Below are 16,811 nucleotides of genomic sequence, written 5' to 3'. Positions count from 1 at the left end.
GCTCACCTCGCGGGCAGGGCGATGTCGGCGACCTCCGCGCCCGGCAGCGCGGCCAGGTCCGCACCCCGCACGACGAGCTTGGAGCGGCGCACCCCGGAGCCGATGAGCACCCAGTCGCTGGCGGCGACCGCGGAGTCGACGAGGATGCGCCAGCCCGCGGGCAGGCCGACGGGGGTGATGCCGCCGAACTCCATCCCGGACTCCGCCACGGCCCGCTCCTGGGGCAGGAAGGAGGCCTTGCGCACGTCCAGCGCCTTCTTCACGGCGCCGTTGACGTCGGCGCGGGTGCTGGCCAGCACCACGCACGCCGCGACCCGCTCCTCCCCGTCGCGCCTGCCGCCCACGACGACGCAGTTGGCGGAGCCGTCCAGCGGCACGCCCGCCGCCTCGACGAGGGCCGCGGTGTCCGCGACGCCGGGGTCGATGGCCAGCGACCACGCACCCTCCGGCAGCGCCCGCAGGACCGCCTCGGGCAGCAGCTCGGGGTGCTCGGCGGCGGGCAGCAGCTCCAGGTCGCCCGCGACCCGCTGCGCGGCCGCCGGCACCCGGGCCTGGTCCGTCGTGCCGCTCACCGGGAGTAGACGGGCGCCAGGGTGGCGCGGGCCAGGACGTGACCGAGCGACATGAAGGCCGCCACGGTCGGGGTGGCGCCCTCCGGCAGGCCCAGGGACTCCACGTCGAGGGCGTGCACCGCGAAGACGTAGCGGTGCGGGCGGTCACCGGGCGGGGGAGCGGCGCCGGTGAAGTCGGCCGTGCCCATGTCGTTGCGCAGCGTCGTCGCCCCCTCGGGCGCCGGCTGCCCGCCAGCACCGGTGGGCAGGCTCGTCACGGTGACCGGCAGGTCCACCACGCTCCAGTGCCAGAAGCCCGCCGGGGTCGGCGCGTCCGGGTCGAAGCAGTTGACCAGGAACGACTTCGTGCCCTCCGGGAAGCCCTCCCACGCCAGCTGCGGAGAGGTGTTCCCGCTCGCGTGGCGCTCGTCCATCGGCTCGCCGGCGGCGACGTCGGTGGAGGTGAGGGAGAAGGACGGGACCGCCGGCAGCAGCGAGTACGGCTCCGGGGCCACGGGACGCTCGAGGTTCATGGTCGCAGGCTACGAGCACGAGCAGGGCCCCGCACCGGCGGTGCCGGTGCGGGGCCCTGCGGGGTGGTGCGGGTTCGTGCGCGTCCGTGCGGGGTGCTGCCGCGGGGAGCGGCCTCGCGGGTCAGGCGGCCATGAGGGGCGCGCGCAGCGGCAGGTCGGTGCCGACGAGCACGGTCTGGGCGGCCCGCATGGTGCGGTGGTTGATGACGATGGGGGCGAGCAGGTTGACCGTCGCCGTGGCCGGGTCGTCGCCGATGTTCACCACGTTGAGCACCGCGGCCTCCGTGGCGTCGCGCAGGTCGAGGGCGGCGACGGTCTCGTCGTCGACCTCGGGCGCGTAGCCGGGGAAGAACCTGCCCGGAGCCACGACGACCAGGCGGACGCCCGTGCCGTCGGTGCTGCGCAGCGAGTACAGCTGCCCGTCCTCGTCGAGGGGGACGAGGTGGAAGCTGGTGTGCTCGGCGAAGCCCATGATCGGGGAGACGAACTCGATCGTGGGGGCGGTCACGGGCGCGTCGGTCATGAGGGTCACTCTAGGAACTCCTGGGGGTGGGGGCAGGTCAGCGGAGGAAGTCCATGAGGGTGGGCTGGATGACCTTGGCGGTCGAGGCCAGCGCAGCCTGGTAGGCGACGTTCTGCAGGTTGAAGTCGACGAACGCCTTGGCCATGTCCAGGCCCTCGACGTCGTCCAGCTGCTGGGTCAGGAAGGCGCCCTGGGCGCGGTTGGCGTCCTCGGCCAGCGTGAGCTGGTTGTCGCGGGCGCCGATGGTGGCCATGGCGCTGGTCGCCTTGTGGATCCGGCCCTGCAGGGTGGTCAGGCCCTCGGCCATCGCCGCGGTGTCGTTGCCGGTGACGGCGGCGACGAGGTCGTCGAGCTCCTTGAACAGCGAGGTGGCGCCGTCGCCGAAGACCGTCGAGCCGTTGATGTTGACCGTCATGGCGACACCGGGGGCGACGGTGCGGCGGACGGCTCCGCCGTCGTCCTTGGTGGCGTACGAGGTGGGGTCGAAGGCGACGTCGGCGTCGGTGGTGCCGGCGAAGACGGCCCGGCCCTGGTGCTGGGTGTTGGCCTTGCCGAGGACGGTGTTCTTGACCTCCGCGAGCTCGGCGGCGATCGCCGCACGGCCCTTGGCGTCGAGCGCACCGTTGCCGGCCTGCACGAGGCGGGCGTGGGCGGACTGCAGCGCGTCGACGACCGCGTCGAGCGCGCCCTCCTGCACGGACGTCCAGCCGCGGGCGTCGATGACGTTGCGCTCGTGCTCGGCGCTCACGGCGACCTGGTCGTTGAGGCGCAGCGCGGCGGCCGCGCGCACCGAGTCGTCGGAGCCCTTGCTGAGGGTCTTGCCGCTGGACAGCTGCTCCTGGAGCTTGGCGGTCCGCGCCTGGGCGTTCTGCAGGTTGGTCAGCGAGCTGGTGGCGATGCTGCGCTGGGTCACTCGGCCGAGCATGGTGGTTCCTCCTGTCGGATCAGCGGGGTCGTCAGACGCCGGTGCGCTGGATGAGCGTTTCGAGCGCCTCGTCGATCGCGTTCAGGACGCGTGCCGCGGCGGAGTAGGCGTGCTGGTAGGAGACGAGGTTGGTCATCTCCTCGTCGAGGTTGACGCCGGCGACGGCGTCACGGGCGTTGGAGGACTTCAGCGAGACCTGCGAGGCCAGCGCGGCGCGGTTGTCCGCCGACTGGGTCGAGGCGGCGATCGTGGTCGCGTTGGTGCGCCAGACCGCCTTGGTCGAGTCGAACGTCGCCACGACCGCCTGAGCGATCTTGCGGTCGGAACCGCCCGCGGCACCGGCGAGGCCGCTGCTGTCCTTGAGCGTGGCCGGGTAGGCGGTGAGCCCGTCGGCGATCTTGAGGTCGTGCGCGGTCAGGGTGGCGCCGTTGCTGGTGAAGAAGTCGCCACCGACCGCGTTGGTCGGGTTGTAGGCGGTGTTGACGGCGTCGGTGAACTTCGTCGCGAACGCGTTCAGGTTGTCCCACTGCTTCTTCAGCGTGTCGTTCGCGCCGTCCAGCGTGGCCTTCAGCGAGCCGGCGACCGGGCCGGTGCTCTGGCCACCGACGCTCACGGTGTACTCCGCGCCCTCGCGCACCTGCGGGTTGCCGCCGGCGGTGTTGCCGATGACCATGCCGGAGGAGAACTCGCCGGTGACCAGGGTGGCGTTGCCGACCAGGACGTCGACGGTCCCGTCCTGGCGGTGCACCGAGCGGGCGCCGGTGATGCTCGCGAGCTGGTCGAGGACCTGGTCGCGCTGGTCCATCAGCTCGTTGGCGGAGCCGCCGGAGGCGAGGGTCTCGCGGATCGACTTGTTGAGCTTGGCCACGTTCTCGGCGGCCGTGTTCGCCTGCGTCGCCAGCGTCTGCGCCTGCAGGCCGAGCTGCTCGTACTGGGCCTGGAGGCTGGTGTCCATCGTGGTGATGGTGTCCAGGACGGCCTGGCTGCGGGTCACGACGAGCGAGCGGGCGCCCTCGAGGCCGTCCGTGCCGGCCTTGGCGAGGTCGTTCCACGCCGAGGTGAGGTTCGCGAGGTCCTTGCTCATGCCGCTGGTGCCGGTGTCGCCCAGGGCGGCCTCGACGCCGGCCCACACGTTCGCGGCGGTCGCCAGCTCCTCGGCGGCGGCGGCGTCCTGGCGGGCGGTCGCGGTGGCCAGCGCGTCGGCGACGCGGGTGATGCCGTTGACCGTCACGCCGTCGCCGGCCACGAACTTCTGCACGTGCTGGCCGGTCTGCGGCAGGACGCTCGCGGACTGCTCGACGCGCTGGCGCGAGTAGCCGGGGGTGTTCGCGTTGGCGATGTTCTGGCCGGTGACCTCCATGCCGCGCTGGGCGGCGCCCAGGGCGCGGGCGGCCTGGTTGATGCCGGAGAAGGTGCTCATCGTCAGGGTTCCTCTCAGAGTGCTTCGTCGACGAAGTGGGCGCGGGATCCACCGGTCGACGCGACCGTGTTCTTGCCCTGGGCGGTGTAGGTGTCGAGGGGGGTGTCCAGACCGAGCAGCGTCTCGCGCAGCGCACGGGCGCCGGAGTTCAGCAGGTCGCGGTTGGCGTCCGCGAGGTCCTGGATCTCGGCGGTCAGGGTGAGGAAGGCGTCCCGGTGGCCGCGGAACAGCTCGCCCCACGGCTCGGGGGCGGCCGCGGCGAGGGCGCTCAGGCTCGGGCCGGGCTCGATCTCGAGCTCGGCGGCGACGGCGTCGACCTCGGCGGCGCGCAGGACCTCGGTGGTCCGGATCTGCTCCATGACGAACTCGACCTCGCGGGTCGCGTGCGCCAGCCAGCGCGTGCGGCCGCTGGCCAGCACGAGCTGCTCCTCCTCCAGCTTGAAGAGCAGCAGCTCCAGCAGCTCCCGCTCCTTCCAGAGGATGCCGGAGACCTCGGCCAGTCCCATGCGTGTCCTTCCCCGATCCCTGCTCGTCGGTGGTGCCGTCGGTGGTGCTCGAGCCTCCATCGGCGGCCGCCACCACGAGCTGAGGGCTCGAAGGGGCGGAGCGGGCGCGTCCGCTGGCTAGGATCGGCACGAGGAGGTGGGCACGTGAGCGTCTCGATCGGCACGTCGCTGCCGCTGCACCTGGAGGACCTGCCGCACGACGACGGCGGTCCCCGCATCGAGCTCGTGGACGGCGGGCTGATCGTGACGCCGATGGCCGGGCCGGCCCACCAGTACGTGGTGGGGGAGCTGCAGGCGCGCCTGCTGGCCTCGGCGCCGGCCGGCTGGGTCGTGCTGCCGGGAACCGACGTCGCACGCCGTGACCCGCACGACCGCCGGCTCAAGCGCGAGCTCTACGCGCAGTGGCGGGTGCCGCACTACTGGATCGCCGACCACTCCACCCGGACGCTGACCTGGCTCGTGCTGACCGCCGACCGGCGCTACGAGGAGGGTGCGGGGCAGGACGGCTGGCTGGCGCAGCTCGACGCCGCGGGCATCTGGCCCCGCTGAGTCAGCGCCGGCCGCCGGCTCAGTGCCCGTCCTTGCGGATGAACTGGGCGTGCTTGGTGGGCTTGCGCAGCGCGTAGGGGCGCCCGTCATCGATGGCCTTGCGCAGCTCGCGGTGCATCTCGCGGCTGTTCTCCTCCATCGCCCTCGCGACGGCGGACTGGTCGATGCCCATCTCGCGCTCGTCGCGCAGGACGTGGTCGTTGCGGCCGGCCTCGTGCTGGACGGTGAGGAAGTTCTTCGCGCACAGCGCGTACAGGGCGCTGATGCGCTCGCCGTGCTTCTCCGCGTAGACGTCGAGGTAGGTCGGGGTCAGCTGACCCCTCTTGTACGCGTACTCCAGGTCGCGGACGACCTCCCACAGCGGCTTCACGTCTGTCCCTCCAGGCTCTGGAACCACTTGCGCCACGGAGCCTTCCCGTGGTCGTGCACGCTTCAACCTTCGACCATCGGAGGGCTGCTGCTGAGCCGGCGTGGACCGATCGGGGGAGACGTCACCCGGCCGGTCCGCCTCGCCACGCGCCGTGGTCGGACAGGGGGCTGCTGGCCTGAGCCGGCGTCCGCAGCAGTCACCCGTTCGGCGCTCAAGTCACCCGGTCGGCGCTGCCGAGAAGTGGGGTGTGACCGCAGACGCCGCCATCGCCCCCGTTGAGCTCACCGACGCCCAGCGCGCGGAGCTCGTCGAGAAGCACCTGCCGCTCGTCGGCTACATCACCAGCGAGTTCATCGGTCGGCTCCCCTCCCACGTGAGCCGCGACGACCTCACGTCTGCCGGTCTCATGGCCCTCTTCCAGGCGTCGAAGGCCTACGACCCCTCCACGGGCGTCCCCTTCAACCGCTACGCCAACACCCGCATCCGCGGGGCGCTGCTGGACGACCTGCGCGGCGCCGACTGGGCCTCCCGCGGCCTGCGCAGCCGCCAGCGCAAGCTCAGCCAGGCCGAGGACACCCTCACCGTCGAGCTCGGCCGCACCCCCACCGCCCCCGAGCTGGCCGCCGTCCTCGGCGTCTCCGAGCGCGAGCTCGCCGAGACCCGCGACGAGGCGCAGCGCTCCATGGTGCTGTCGATGCAGGGCTTCACCGCCGACGGCGCCTCCCTGGACGACCACCTGCCCACCCACACCCCCGGCCCCGAGCAGGAGCTGCTGCACCGCGAGCGCCTGGGCTACCTGCGCTCGGCCGTCGCCTGCCTGCCCGAGCGGCTGCGGATCGTCGTCGAGGGCTACTTCCTGCAGGAGCGCCCCATGGCCGAGATCGCCGAGGAGCTCGGCGTCTCCGAGTCCCGCATCTCCCAGATGCGCGCGGAGGCCCTCGTCCTGCTGCGCGACGGCATGAACACCCACTTGTCCCCGGAGATGGTCAAGCCCTCCGCGGGCGCGGGGGCCGCCGTGAAGCGCAAGGAGGCCTACTACGCCGCCGTCGGGACGCAGAGCGACTTCCGCAACCGGCTGGCGCTGTCGGCCTTCGGCGCCTTCGCCGCACCGGCAGTGGCGCGCACCGCCTGAGCCACCGCCCCGGCCGTCCCACGTCACCACGCAGCGCCCCGCCACCTCGTGGCGGGGCGCTCCGTCGTCCCGGGCTTCGGGTGGGCGGCCGGCGTCAGCGTGCGGGCCTCAACCGCCGTTCAGCTTCCAGCCACTCGTCGAAGCTGAGGTACCCGGCGCGGGCGCTCACCCGCACCACGGGATCCAGCTTGGGCAGCGAGAGGCCGAGCTGCCACGGCTCCAGCACCACGAAGTTCTCCACGATCAGCCGCGTCGAGCGCTCCGCCTCCTCGGCCGGGGCGGCGGCGCCGAGGAACGGGTAGTCGACCTGGATCCCTCGTGCCCGCAGGAAGCCGAGCCACAGCAGCTGCTCGTTCGCGTATCTCGCATCCCACATCCACGGGGTGGCGCGCCCCTGGCGCGACCAGAAGCCGTGGTTCTCCTCCTCGCCGAGGACGTCCCCGTTCCACAGGGCGGTCACGTCCTCGCGCAGGCCGAAGTGGAAGCAGTCCGAGAGGTGGTGCAGCAGCTGGGAGGACGCCGGGCGCGTCGCCACCGAGCAGGTCAGCACCCGCTGCTGGAACGCGCTGCGGGTGGCGTGCGCCGCGAGCTGCGTCCAGCCCAGGGCCTCCGCTCCGGTGAGCACGGCGTCCGAACGCGTCTTCAGCACGTGCGGACGTCCTGCGCGGGCGAGGCCGGCGCGGCTGCTGGTGAACATCCGCTGCGTGTTCATGGGGGGGAGCTCGTTCCCGGACGCGTCCACGTCCCGAGGGCCGCCTCCGGGGTCCTCGCTCTCGACGACGTCCACGCCGGTGACGTCCAGGTCGCCGGGAACCGTTCCGCGCCAGGTCGACAGGACGACCTGCGCGCCGGGCAGGTGCGCGCGGGCGGACGTCAGCGCTCGGGAGGTCCACGCGCTGACCGGTCCCGAGAAGACGACGGAGACGGTGCTCGGGTCGATCGGGTGCACGTGATCCCCCCTCAGCAATAGACTCAATGGGTGACTGAACAGCTACTCAGGGTACATATGCTGGTGAGCGGTGTCCCGGAGCTCGCTGCCGTCACCCGCGCCTCCCTCGGCCCGCTCGCACCCCTGGCCGTCGAGGAGGTCGCCCTGGACGACTGGTGGCCCGAGGAGCCGGCGGGCCGGCAGGGTCGCGAGACGGGGCGAGAGCCGCTGGACGGCATCGACGATCCGTCCGCTGCGGTGTGGACCCTCCTCCTCGTCGAGGGCGAGCAGGTGGACGCCTGCTCGCTCGTCGCTGCACTGGCGTCCGGAACCGCTGCTGCCCGCCCCCAGGTCGTCTCGGCACCGTCGGCCGTGCCCGACCCGTTCCTCTGGCTGCAACCCAGGTTGCGACGAGGGCGGGTCTCGGTGAACGCCTTCCTGCCCTCCGTCCATGACGTGGACACCGGTGCGCCGGCGGAGGCGAGCGGGGGCGAGCGGGGCACGCCGTGGTCCCTGCACGCTCCTCCCGCCGCGTCCCGCGCCGTAGGAGCTGCGAGCGAGTGGGCGCGGCGGGCAGCGGTGGCCGTGACGCAGCGCCAAGCCGAGACGCTCGAGGGACCGTCCCCGTTCACGGCGTCCCTGCTCCTGCTCGCCGGCCAGTGGGACGCGGTGCTGTCGAGGGCGACGGCCGCGCTGAACGCTCGCTGCCCGGCGCAGGTCGCCGTCCTGTGGGCCAGGGTGGCGGTGGCGGCCGCGTGCTGCGGCGAGCGCTGGGCGGAGGCGGAGGTGTTCCTCGAGCGGTGGGCCGCCGTCGAGGACACGGCCGAAGGACGTGGCCTGCTCGCCACGTGGCGGGTCGAGGTGGGGCTCGCCCGTGACGATCCGGCACCGGCGGGTGAGCGGGTCACCGCTCTCGTCGCGGATCCGTGGGCCAGCGTCCGCGCGCGGGCTGCAGCCCGGCAGAAGGCGGAGGCGGCGGCCGAGGTGGCCCGCAGGATCATGGCGGAGGCGGCGCGAGGAGTCGATCCCGACCAGCTGGTGGAGTGGTGGCGCCGGGCCGGTCTGGACCCGGGTGAGCTGGTCCGGCGCTGGCCGGGCAACGACGTGAGCGCGCTCTACCGCGGCCTGGTGGCCTGCGACGGGCGCAGCGCGCGCTGGTGGCTGGGAATCGCCGAGGCGATCCACGCGGTCACGCCCTTCCCGGAGGTCGTCGTGGCCGCCGCCCGGCTGGCGGCACGCGTGGATGCCGGCGCGGCCGTCCGCTGGACCGCGCACGCCACCCGGCTGGGACTGCCCGGACCGCACGCCTTGCAGCAGCGGGCGGAGGACCCGGCGCTCGATCCGGTCGAGAGGGTCGTCGCCGCCGCCTGCGCCGGCTCCCTCGCCGTCGCACCCCTCGGGCTGATCGGCGAAGCCGTGGAGCACCTCCACGCAGGGGATGCCCTGCGGGTCCTGCTGGCCGTCGACGAGTCGGCGCCGCAGCACCTGCCGGAGGTGATCAGGCGGTTCTGCTCCGACGACGAGCGCACGTCCGCCATGCAGGCGGCGCTGCGGCGGGTGGGGGCCGGTGAACAGGCCGATGCGCTGGGGGAGCTCCTGGAGGCGGCACCCTCCTAGCCCAGGAGCCGGAACGGACCTCACTGGACGGGATCGAGCGGAGGCTCAAGGACCGGCGCTGCTGCGCCGATCGAGTGAGAGAACGCTGGGCCATCAGGAGGACGCATGGAGATTCTCGCGCACCGCGGAGCGTGGACGGCGCCGCACGAGCGCAACACGCTGGCCGCGCTGGAGAGCGCTTGGCGCCGCGGTCACGGAGTGGAGACCGACCTGCGCGACCTCGACGGCGAGGTCGTCGTGAGCCACGACCCGCCGCGCAGCAGCGACCGCCACGGCTTCTCCTTGAGCGCGCTGCTGGAGAGCTGGACGGCCCTGGGCCGTCCCGGGCGGCTCGCGCTGAACATCAAGTCGGACGGGCTGGCGCCGGCCGTCACCCGGTCGCTGCAGAGCGCCGACGCCGTCGAGCGGGCGTTCGTCTTCGACATGGCCGTCCCCGACCAGCTGGCCTACGACCGCGCCGGTGTCCCCGTGCTCACGCGGTGGTCGGAGATCGAGGCCCCCGTCTGGTCACCCGGTGCCCGGGGGCTCTGGCTCGACGCCTTCACCGACGACACCTGGTGGGACGAGGCCGAGGTGCGGGCCCAGCTGGAGCGGGGGCGCCAGGTGGTCCTGGTCTCCCCGGAGCTGCACGGCCGTGAGCACGCTGCAACGTGGACGCGGGTGCGTGCGGCGCGCCTCCACCTGCACGCCGGGTTCGCGCTCTGCACGGACCACCCCGACGAGGCCGAGGAGTTCTTCGCGTGAGCGTCAAGGCGGTCATCTTCGACATGGACGGCGTCCTCGTCGACGCCCGGGAGTGGCACTACGAGGCGCTGAACGCCGCGCTCGGCCACTTCGGCCTGGCCATCTCCCGCTTCGACCACCTCGTCACCTACGACGGCCTGCCCACGCGCACCAAGCTGGAGATGCTCTCGGTCGAGCAGGGGCTGCCGACGGGGCTGCACCCCTTCATCAACAACCTCAAGCAGCAGTTCACCATGGAGACCGTCGCCCGCGAGTGCCGACCGACGTTCGCGCACGAGTACGCCCTCAACCGGCTGCGGCAGGACGGGTACCGCCTCGCCGTCGCCAGCAACTCGATCCGTCCCACGATCGAGGCCATGTTGAGCCGTGCGCGGCTCCTGCCGCTGTTCGAGGTGGTGACCTCCGCCGACGACGTCGTCCGCGGCAAGCCCGACCCCGAGATCTACTGCAAGACGCTGCGGTCGCTGGACCTCGATCCGGCCGACGTGCTGGTCGTGGAGGACAACGACAAGGGCATCGCCGCGGCGAGGGCCGCCGGCTGCCGGGTCCTGCCCGTGAGCGATCCCAGCGGTGTCACCCACGAACGCATCGCGGCGGCGATCCGAGAGATGAGCGAGGTCCCGGCGTGAAGACGCTCCTGCTGGCAGCAGGTGGTAGCCAGGCGTACGTCGACGCCGGCTACCGCTACCCCAAGAATCTGGCCGAGGTGGCGGGCAAGCCCCTCGTGCAGCACGTCATGGAGAGTCTCGGCGGCCTGGCCGGCGACGGCCGGCTCGTCGCCGTCCTGGCTCGCGAGGAGACGCGCGCGCACCGCACCGACCAGGTCGTGCGACTCCTGGAGCCGACGGCGACGGTCGTCCACGTCGGCACCACCCGGGGTGCGGCCTGCTCGGCGCTCATGGCCTACGACCAGTTGCCGGCCGACGAGCAGCTCGTCGTGGCCAGCGGCGACGCGCTGATCGACGCCTCGCTCACCGACGTCATCCGGGGGTTCGACGCCCGGGGCTTGGACGCCGGCTGCGTCGTCTTCTCCGCCGTCCACCCGCGGTGGTCCTTCGTCAAGGTCTCCGACGATCTCGTCGTGGAGGCCGGCGAGAAGAACCCGATCAGCCGGTGGGCGACCGCCGGCTTCTACTGGTTCCGCACGGCGGGCTCGTTCCTCGCCGCCACGATGCGGATGATCGAGAAGGGCGCCGGCGTCGAGGGCCAGTACTTCGTGTGCCCGGCGCTCAACGAGCTGATCCTCGACGGGGCCCGCATCGGCGTCCACGTCATCGACCGGTCCGACTACTTCTCCTTCCGGGACCCGGCGGAGATCGCGACGTTCGAGAACCACCTGCAGGCCGGTGCGGGAGCCGTCCGGTGAGCCAGGTCCAGCACTTCCGGCTCGAGGACATGGTGGGGGGCTGGTTCGTCGGTGCCTTCCAGCCGACGGCGCACCACAGCTCCGCCGCGGAGGTCGCCGTGAAGCACTACCGTCGTGGTGAGACCGAGGCGCGGCACGAGCACCGCATCGCCACCGAGGTGACCCTCCTGGTCAGCGGCCGGGCCCTGATGTGCGGTCGCGAGCTGGAGGCCGGCGACATCCTCGTCCTGCCGCCCTTCACCGCCACCGGGTTCACCGCTCTCATCGACTGCACCACCGTCGCCGTGAAGACCCCCTCCGTGTCGGGTGACAAGCACCTGGTCCCGGAGGACGAAGAGCAGCCGACCCCCGGAGGAGACCCGCGGTGAACGACGTCCTGGAGATCGTCATCCCCATGGCAGGGCGAGGCAGCCGCTTCGCCGACGCCGGCTACGCCGACCCGAAGCCGCTGATCCGGATGCCCGACGGCCGACGGATGATCGAGCTGGTCGTCGACAACCTCAAGCCGGTGCGCCCGCACCGCTTCACGTTCGTCGTGCGGGCCGAGCACCGGGCCGGTGGCCGGCTTGACGCCGCGCTGCGCGCCGTGGCCGGGGACTGCCGGGTGCTCGAGGTTCCGGAGGTGACCCAGGGGGCGGCGGAGACGGTGTCGCTGGCGCTGGTGGACCTGCCCGAGGGCTCGCCGCTGATGATCGCCAACTGCGACCAGTACGTGGACCTCCGCATCGACGACTACCTGGCGGCCGGGGACGGCCGTTCGGCGGACGGCTACATGATGACCATGACCGCCGACGACCCCAAGTGGAGCTTCGCCGCCACCGACGACGACGGGTGGGTCACCCGCGTGGTCGAGAAGGAGGTCATCTCCACGAGCGCCACCGTCGGCATCTACAACTTCGCGAGCACCCGCGACTTCCTGGAGGGGTACCGCGCGATGGTCGCGGCCGACCGCAGGACGAACGGCGAGTACTACGTCGCGCCGGTCTACAACGAGCTCATCACCGCGGGCAGGCGCTTCCACCTCGTCGACGTGGCGCGCCTCGGGGGGACGATGCACGGCATCGGGACGCCCGCGGACCTCGACGCCTTCGTCGCCTGGAGCGCCGCGACGGGAGCACCGGCGTGAGCGCTCCGGAGGCCGGTGGTGGCGTGATCGCCGTCTACGTGGTCACGTACAAGCGACCGGAGGTGCTCGAGCGCGCCGTCGCCTCGTTGTGGCGCGGAGCCCACGAGCCGGAGCGCGTGCGGTTGACCATCATCAACAACCACACCGAGTTCGAGCTCCCGACGTCGTCGCACGACGTGCGCGTCCTGCACAACGTCGTGCGGCCGGACCGCGCTTGGGGCAACCTCGCGCGGGACTGGAACGCCGGGCTGCTGGACGCCTTCGGGACCAGCGCCGGGTCCGACGTCACCTGGTGCGTGCTCGCGCAGAACGACGTCGAGTGGCTGCCCGACTGGCAGCGGCGTCTGGACGCGCTCCCCGATGGTCTGGACTTCTTCAGCCAGCCGCGCGGGGACCAGTCCATGGGGTTCCGCATCAGCGCCGTGCGCGACGTCGGCTTCTTCGACGAGCGCTTCAGCACGATCGCCTTCCAGGAGCAGGACTACTTCACCCGGGCCGCCGCGCTGCTGGGCGACCGAGCCAGCATCAACGACGACCACATGGGCAGCGCTGGGTGCTGGAACCCCCGGCAGCCGATCATCAACGAGCCGAGCTTCCACGGCTACAGCGCCGAGGACCCGCTGCTGCACACGACGGCCTTCGAGCGGGAGCTCAGCAACCTGCTCACGCACAAGTGGCAGGTCTCCGACTTCCACGACATCTTCGACCGGCAGAAGATGGTGGATCGCCTTCGTGCGGGGACCATCGTCCTGCCCGATGAGCTCGACTGGTACCCCTACTTCTGGAACGGGCTCGGTAACCCCCACCGCGACGGCGTCTACGACCAGCCCTACCAAGGTCCCGCTCGGACGTACGTCGTGGTGCAGGACGGCAAGGACCGGTTGATCGAAGCGCTGGTGGCCGTGTCCCAGCACGCCGACGGTCAGAGCTGCGAGGTCCTCGTCGACTGCGGTGACGACGCGGTGGTCCAGCTGGTCAGCCGCGAAGTGCGGGGCAACGTGGTCTTCACGCCCTCCGCGCCGGGAACCACCGACGAGGACCGGCGTGGACGCCTGATCCGCATGGCGCGCGGTCGTGAGGTGCTGACGGTCTCCTGACGCCCCGGCGCGCACGACGACGCCCCGCACCCTCCCGGAGTGCGGGGCGTCCTCGCAGGTACCGTCAGGCGGGTTCCAGCGCCGCGGCGACGGCCGGCGCCGCCCGTGCGATCAGCGATCGCACGGTCGCCTCCTCCTCGTGCGGCACCAGCGCCAGGAGCCTGTCGAGGACCGGGAGGGCCTCCGCCGCCCCGGCCTCCACGAGCACCGCCGCCGCGACCAGGCGCGAGGGCGTGCAGACCTGGGAGCGTTGCGCCACGGCGAGCAGGAACGTCCCGGCCGGTGCGCCGGCCGCTGCGAGGCGGCCGATCCAGTCGAGGACGTCGTCGGGCGCCAGGCAGCGAGGGTCCCGCGTCAGCTGCTCGAGCACTGCGGCGCGGCTGCGCCCGCAGTCCCAGACGGCCCCCATGAACCTCCCCAGACCGGACCCGGCCTCTGCCAGGTCCGCGGCCATCGCGCTGACCTGCTCGCCGGGCATGCGGGCGACCAGCGCCTCCAGGGCGCCCGGCACCTGGGCGAGGCGCTCCACCACCACGGTGGGCCGGGTGCTGCTGCGGCGGGCGAGGACGTGCGCGGTGAGGACCTCGGCGGCGCGCTGCACCTGCCCGAGCCGGAACAGGGCGTCGGCGACCCAGTCGCCGTGCAGCGAGGTGTCGAGGGCTGCGCCGGAGTGGTCGACGACCTCGTCCAGGCCGTCCAGCAGCCGCACGACGGTCTCGGCGTCGCCCGCGGCGTGGGCGATGCGTCCCTCCATCGCCCGGCAGGCCGATGCGGACTCACCGGCGGCCCGAGCCCGCTCGACCCACGTGCGCGCCAGCGCGACGTCGTCGACGGCCAGCGCGCTCTCCACGGCGCACCGGGCGGCGCTCACCAGCTCGCCGAGCTGCGGCCCCTGCCGCAACAGGTCCTCGAAGGCCTCGAGCGCCGTGCGGTGCTCGCCGCTCCCGGTCGCCGACCGGCCGACGTTGAGGAGCAGGCGAACGCGCCGCCCGTCGACGGTGTCGCCGCCGTGGCGCTGCAGCGCCAGCGAGGCGATCCGCAGGTTGCGTCGGCCCTTGTCCCTGGCCGCCATCCGGTCGGGTTCGTAGCCCGAGTGGCGCAACCGGAGGGAGCGGGCCAGGTCGCCGACCAGCTCGCCGCGCCGCGCGACGACCTGCTCGTGCAGGGCGCCCTCCCAGCGGCACTCCTGCGGGCGCAGGCCCCGGCTGAGCCAGGCGCTGGTCTGCCGGCCCGAGCCGTCGGCGGCACCTGAGACCTGCTCGACGGCGAGCGCGGTGGCGCGCGTCCGGGCGAGCTCCTCGCGCCAGGCCGCGGGATCGCCGTCGGCCACCTCGTCGGCGTCCACGCAGACGACCCACGCACCGCGGCAGTGCGCCAGCGCGCGGTTGCGGGCGCCGCCGAAGTCGTCGTCCCAGTGCCCCTGCACGACGACCGCACCCTCACGGCGCGCCACCTGCACCGTGCCGTCGCTGCTCCCGGTGTCGTAGACGACGACCTCGTCGACGAAGGGACGCAGCGCGCGGATCGACGCGGCGAGCACGTCCTCCTCGTCCTTGACGATGTAGCAGCCGCTGATCACCACGGCTCAGGCCGGGACCAGCAGGGCGGCGAACCGCGGAGCCAGGTCCCGCACCGCCGTGAGGACGGCGCCGGCCTCCTCGTCGGGCACGCTCGCCAGCAAGGGCTCCAGCCGCGCCAGCACGTCCTCCTCACCGATCTCGTACAGCGCCGCACCGCAGAGGATCCGGCTCAGGGAGTCGCGCCCGGTGTCGGTGAGGATGCGCCGCAGCGGGCAGTGCTCGGCCAGCTGGGCCTCGCGCAGCCGCAGGGCCCACTCCAGGACCAGGGGGACCGGCAGTCGACGGGCGAGCTTGCCCACGGCCGCGACGATCGCCAGCCGTGCGCGGTCGGCCTCCCACAGGGCGGCGAGGAACGTGCTGGCGAACGACGCCTCGCACACCTGGACGTGACCGACGTAGGGGACGGCGAGCGCCTCCGGCAGCGCCTCCGCCAGCCGCTGCGGCCCGTCCTCGATGCCGTCGAGGTAGCCGACGACGTCGATGGGCGGCAACCCCAGCTTGCCGGCGCGCAACCGCTGCAGCAGCCTCTCCGCCGCCTCCGCGCGGCGACCCTGGCGGGCGATGCAGATGACGAGCTCGTCACCGCAGTTGTCCGGGTCGAAGGGCATCCCGTTGGAGCTGCGCCCGGGCTCGAGGGCCGAGAAGATCGCCTCCGCGCCGGCGAAGTCGAGCCTCGCCATCGCCAGCTTGCCCTCGAAGGAGCGGCAGACCTGCTCGTCCTGTCCCCACGTCCGCATGCGCCCGATCCACGTCTCGGCGGCGTCGAGGTCGGCGACGGCGAGGGCGCACTGGACCGCGCTGATGGCGGCGAGCATGCCCAGTCCCGGAGGCACGGTGTTCATGTCGAGGTCGGCGAAGACGTCGAGCGCCTTGCGGTGCTGCCCGGCCACCGAGGCCGACCGCCCGAGCTGCACGATCGCCTCGGCGGTGTCCTGCCCCTTCTCCCGGGCGGTGCGCAGCGCCTTCTCCGCGAGGGTCATGTTGCGGGCGCCCTTGTCCCGCTCGCGGAACATGACCTCGCTGTACCCGTAGTGCTTCAGCCAGACCGCCTCGTTGTGGGCTCGGCGCACCTCCGCCCAGCGGCCCACGATCTGCTCGTGGATGGCTCCCTCCCAGCGGCAGGCGGCGCGGCGCATGACGCGGTTCACCGGGCAGCGCACCTCGTTGCCCGCGTCACCCCACTGGGTGGAGGAGATCTCGACGGTGAAGACGTCGTGCTCGGCGAGGTGCAGCGAGCGGCGCCACGCCCGCGGGTCCCCGACCGCCACCTCGTCGGCGTCGACGTTGAGGACCCACTCACCCCGGCAGTGCTCCAGCGCCCGGTTGCGGGCGCCGCCGAAGTCGTCGTCCCAGTAGCCCTCGATGACACGGGCGCCGTGCTCGCGGGCGATGTCCCGGGTGCGGTCGGTGCTGCCGGTGTCGTAGACCACGACCTCGTCGACAAAGGCGGCGATGGCTGTCAGCGACGCGCCGATGAACTCCTCCTCGTCCTTCACGATGTAGCAACCGCTGATGAACGTGGGCTTGCCGGCCATGTGTGCCCTTCGTCGAGGTGCTTGAGCACCTTCCACCCGTACGGCCCATCCATCGACACCTCGCTGCACGAGGTTGAGCCCGGACGGGCGCCGGGCCGGCATCGGGGGAGCGGGGCGGTTCGCCGGTCGAGCGGGTGCAGGCGCGCCGTCCTCCACGTGCGAGCGTGCAGGCGCGCACGCGGAGGGTGCCGAGACGCTGGTGCGGCCGATCCACGAGGCCCGGGACGGGTGGGCCCGCGCGGGTGCTCCGTGGAGCGGCCTGGCCGGCCGAGCGCAGGGCCGGCCAGGGGCCCGGAGGACGTTCACCCG

General features: G+C 72.8%; 19 protein-coding genes. 9 read left to right on the top strand and 10 right to left on the bottom strand.

Translation table 11 applies throughout. The features are described from left to right. Positions 1 to 2: 2 nt before the first annotated feature. From ACRYM2_RS01590 to flgN, 6 genes are all read right to left on the bottom strand, one after another. Positions 3 to 572, bottom strand: coding sequence for a YbaK/EbsC family protein (locus tag ACRYM2_RS01590; RefSeq protein WP_432519373.1), 570 nt, complete (start codon positions 570 to 572; stop codon positions 3 to 5). After that, positions 569 to 1,084, bottom strand: coding sequence for a YbhB/YbcL family Raf kinase inhibitor-like protein (locus ACRYM2_RS01585; RefSeq protein ID WP_432519372.1), 516 nt, complete (start codon positions 1,082 to 1,084; stop codon positions 569 to 571). Before ACRYM2_RS01585 ends, ACRYM2_RS01590 begins: the two co-directional genes overlap by 4 nt. Before the next feature lie 121 nt (positions 1,085 to 1,205). Next, entirely contained in the window at positions 1,206 to 1,607 is a 402-nt protein-coding gene (fliW, locus tag ACRYM2_RS01580; protein ID WP_432519371.1) for a flagellar assembly protein FliW, read from the bottom strand. Between the two features lie 37 nt (positions 1,608 to 1,644). Continuing rightward, positions 1,645 to 2,532, bottom strand: coding sequence for a flagellar hook-associated protein FlgL (flgL, locus tag ACRYM2_RS01575; RefSeq protein WP_432519369.1), 888 nt, complete (start codon positions 2,530 to 2,532; stop codon positions 1,645 to 1,647). 31 nt (positions 2,533 to 2,563) lie between these two features. Next, positions 2,564 to 3,952, bottom strand: coding sequence for a flagellar hook-associated protein FlgK (gene flgK, locus ACRYM2_RS01570; protein WP_432519368.1), 1,389 nt, complete (start codon positions 3,950 to 3,952; stop codon positions 2,564 to 2,566). A gap of 14 nt (positions 3,953 to 3,966) precedes the next feature. Next, on the bottom strand, positions 3,967 to 4,458 hold the full coding sequence (gene flgN, locus ACRYM2_RS01565) for a flagellar export chaperone FlgN (protein ID WP_432519367.1): 492 nt from the start codon (positions 4,456 to 4,458) through the stop codon (positions 3,967 to 3,969). Positions 4,459 to 4,602: 144 nt separating this feature from the next. Here flgN and ACRYM2_RS01560 point away from each other — a divergent pair, with 144 nt between their 5' ends. Beyond that, a complete protein-coding gene (locus ACRYM2_RS01560) occupies positions 4,603 to 5,007 on the top strand; it encodes a Uma2 family endonuclease (RefSeq protein WP_432519366.1) in 405 nt (134 codons plus the stop codon). A 19-nt stretch (positions 5,008 to 5,026) separates the two neighbouring features. Here the strand turns inward: ACRYM2_RS01560 and ACRYM2_RS01555 are convergent, their stop codons facing one another. After that, positions 5,027 to 5,377: a hypothetical protein gene (locus ACRYM2_RS01555; RefSeq protein ID WP_432519365.1), complete on the bottom strand. Its 351-nt coding sequence runs from the start codon at positions 5,375 to 5,377 to the stop codon at positions 5,027 to 5,029. A 247-nt stretch (positions 5,378 to 5,624) separates the two neighbouring features. On the opposite strand from ACRYM2_RS01555, the gene ACRYM2_RS01550 reads away from it, so the two are divergent. Continuing rightward, a complete protein-coding gene (locus ACRYM2_RS01550; protein WP_432519364.1) occupies positions 5,625 to 6,509 on the top strand; it encodes a sigma-70 family RNA polymerase sigma factor in 885 nt (294 codons plus the stop codon). Between the two features lie 94 nt (positions 6,510 to 6,603). Here the strand turns inward: ACRYM2_RS01550 and ACRYM2_RS01545 are convergent, their stop codons facing one another. Next, the gene (locus ACRYM2_RS01545) at positions 6,604 to 7,458 is read right to left on the bottom strand and encodes a WavE lipopolysaccharide synthesis family protein (protein WP_432519362.1); all 855 of its coding nucleotides are present in this window, start codon (positions 7,456 to 7,458) and stop codon (positions 6,604 to 6,606) included. 30 nt (positions 7,459 to 7,488) lie between these two features. Between ACRYM2_RS01545 and ACRYM2_RS01540 the strand changes: the two genes are divergently transcribed. From ACRYM2_RS01540 to ACRYM2_RS01510, 7 genes are all read left to right on the top strand, one after another. Beyond that, positions 7,489 to 9,054 (top strand): hypothetical protein, encoded by a 1,566-nt coding sequence (locus ACRYM2_RS01540; protein WP_432519360.1) that lies wholly within the window; start codon positions 7,489 to 7,491, stop codon positions 9,052 to 9,054. 105 nt (positions 9,055 to 9,159) lie between these two features. Then, positions 9,160 to 9,798 carry a PI-PLC domain-containing protein gene (locus ACRYM2_RS01535; RefSeq protein WP_432519358.1) on the top strand — a complete coding sequence of 213 codons (639 nt, stop codon included), beginning with the start codon at positions 9,160 to 9,162 and terminating at the stop codon, positions 9,796 to 9,798. Continuing rightward, positions 9,795 to 10,427 carry an HAD family hydrolase gene (locus tag ACRYM2_RS01530; RefSeq protein ID WP_432519356.1) on the top strand — a complete coding sequence of 211 codons (633 nt, stop codon included), beginning with the start codon at positions 9,795 to 9,797 and terminating at the stop codon, positions 10,425 to 10,427. The genes ACRYM2_RS01535 and ACRYM2_RS01530 overlap by 4 nt, the downstream gene beginning before the upstream one ends. Next, positions 10,424 to 11,164, top strand: a complete 741-nt coding sequence (locus ACRYM2_RS01525; RefSeq protein WP_432519355.1) for a glycosyltransferase family 2 protein — start codon at positions 10,424 to 10,426, stop codon at positions 11,162 to 11,164. The genes ACRYM2_RS01530 and ACRYM2_RS01525 overlap by 4 nt, the downstream gene beginning before the upstream one ends. Next, positions 11,161 to 11,532, top strand: a complete 372-nt coding sequence (locus ACRYM2_RS01520) for a hypothetical protein (protein WP_432519354.1) — start codon at positions 11,161 to 11,163, stop codon at positions 11,530 to 11,532. The genes ACRYM2_RS01525 and ACRYM2_RS01520 overlap by 4 nt, the downstream gene beginning before the upstream one ends. After that, the gene (locus ACRYM2_RS01515) at positions 11,529 to 12,290 is read left to right on the top strand and encodes a glycosyltransferase family 2 protein (protein WP_432519353.1); all 762 of its coding nucleotides are present in this window, start codon (positions 11,529 to 11,531) and stop codon (positions 12,288 to 12,290) included. The genes ACRYM2_RS01520 and ACRYM2_RS01515 overlap by 4 nt, the downstream gene beginning before the upstream one ends. Continuing rightward, positions 12,287 to 13,387 carry a glycosyltransferase family 2 protein gene (locus ACRYM2_RS01510; RefSeq protein ID WP_432519352.1) on the top strand — a complete coding sequence of 367 codons (1,101 nt, stop codon included), beginning with the start codon at positions 12,287 to 12,289 and terminating at the stop codon, positions 13,385 to 13,387. Before ACRYM2_RS01515 ends, ACRYM2_RS01510 begins: the two co-directional genes overlap by 4 nt. Before the next feature lie 64 nt (positions 13,388 to 13,451). Here the strand turns inward: ACRYM2_RS01510 and ACRYM2_RS01505 are convergent, their stop codons facing one another. Both ACRYM2_RS01505 and ACRYM2_RS01500 read right to left on the bottom strand, forming a co-directional pair. Continuing rightward, positions 13,452 to 14,966 carry a glycosyltransferase gene (locus ACRYM2_RS01505; RefSeq protein ID WP_432519351.1) on the bottom strand — a complete coding sequence of 505 codons (1,515 nt, stop codon included), beginning with the start codon at positions 14,964 to 14,966 and terminating at the stop codon, positions 13,452 to 13,454. A gap of 6 nt (positions 14,967 to 14,972) precedes the next feature. Beyond that, complete coding sequence (locus ACRYM2_RS01500; RefSeq protein WP_432519350.1) at positions 14,973 to 16,502, bottom strand: glycosyltransferase family 2 protein; 1,530 nt, start codon at positions 16,500 to 16,502, stop codon at positions 14,973 to 14,975. Between the last annotated feature and the right edge of the window lie 309 nt (positions 16,503 to 16,811).

Source organism: Kineococcus aridisoli (genome assembly GCF_050871885.1).
GTDB lineage: Bacteria > Actinomycetota > Actinomycetes > Actinomycetales > Kineococcaceae > Kineococcus.
This window is presented reverse-complemented; position numbering and strand designations above follow the sequence as displayed.

What these genes read in the sequence shown, in the direction of transcription:
- ACRYM2_RS01585 (WP_432519372.1), bottom strand. Translation starts at nt 1,084, where the DNA reads ATGAACCTCGAGCGTCCCGTGGCCCCGGAGCCGTACTCGCTGCTGCCG.
- fliW (WP_432519371.1), bottom strand. Translation starts at nt 1,607, where the DNA reads ATGACCGACGCGCCCGTGACCGCCCCCACGATCGAGTTCGTCTCCCCG.
- flgL (WP_432519369.1), bottom strand. Translation starts at nt 2,532, where the DNA reads ATGCTCGGCCGAGTGACCCAGCGCAGCATCGCCACCAGCTCGCTGACC.
- flgK (WP_432519368.1), bottom strand. Translation starts at nt 3,952, where the DNA reads ATGAGCACCTTCTCCGGCATCAACCAGGCCGCCCGCGCCCTGGGCGCC.
- flgN (WP_432519367.1), bottom strand. Translation starts at nt 4,458, where the DNA reads ATGGGACTGGCCGAGGTCTCCGGCATCCTCTGGAAGGAGCGGGAGCTG.
- ACRYM2_RS01535 (WP_432519358.1), top strand. Translation starts at nt 9,160, where the DNA reads ATGGAGATTCTCGCGCACCGCGGAGCGTGGACGGCGCCGCACGAGCGC.
- ACRYM2_RS01500 (WP_432519350.1), bottom strand. Translation starts at nt 16,502, where the DNA reads ATGGCCGGCAAGCCCACGTTCATCAGCGGTTGCTACATCGTGAAGGAC.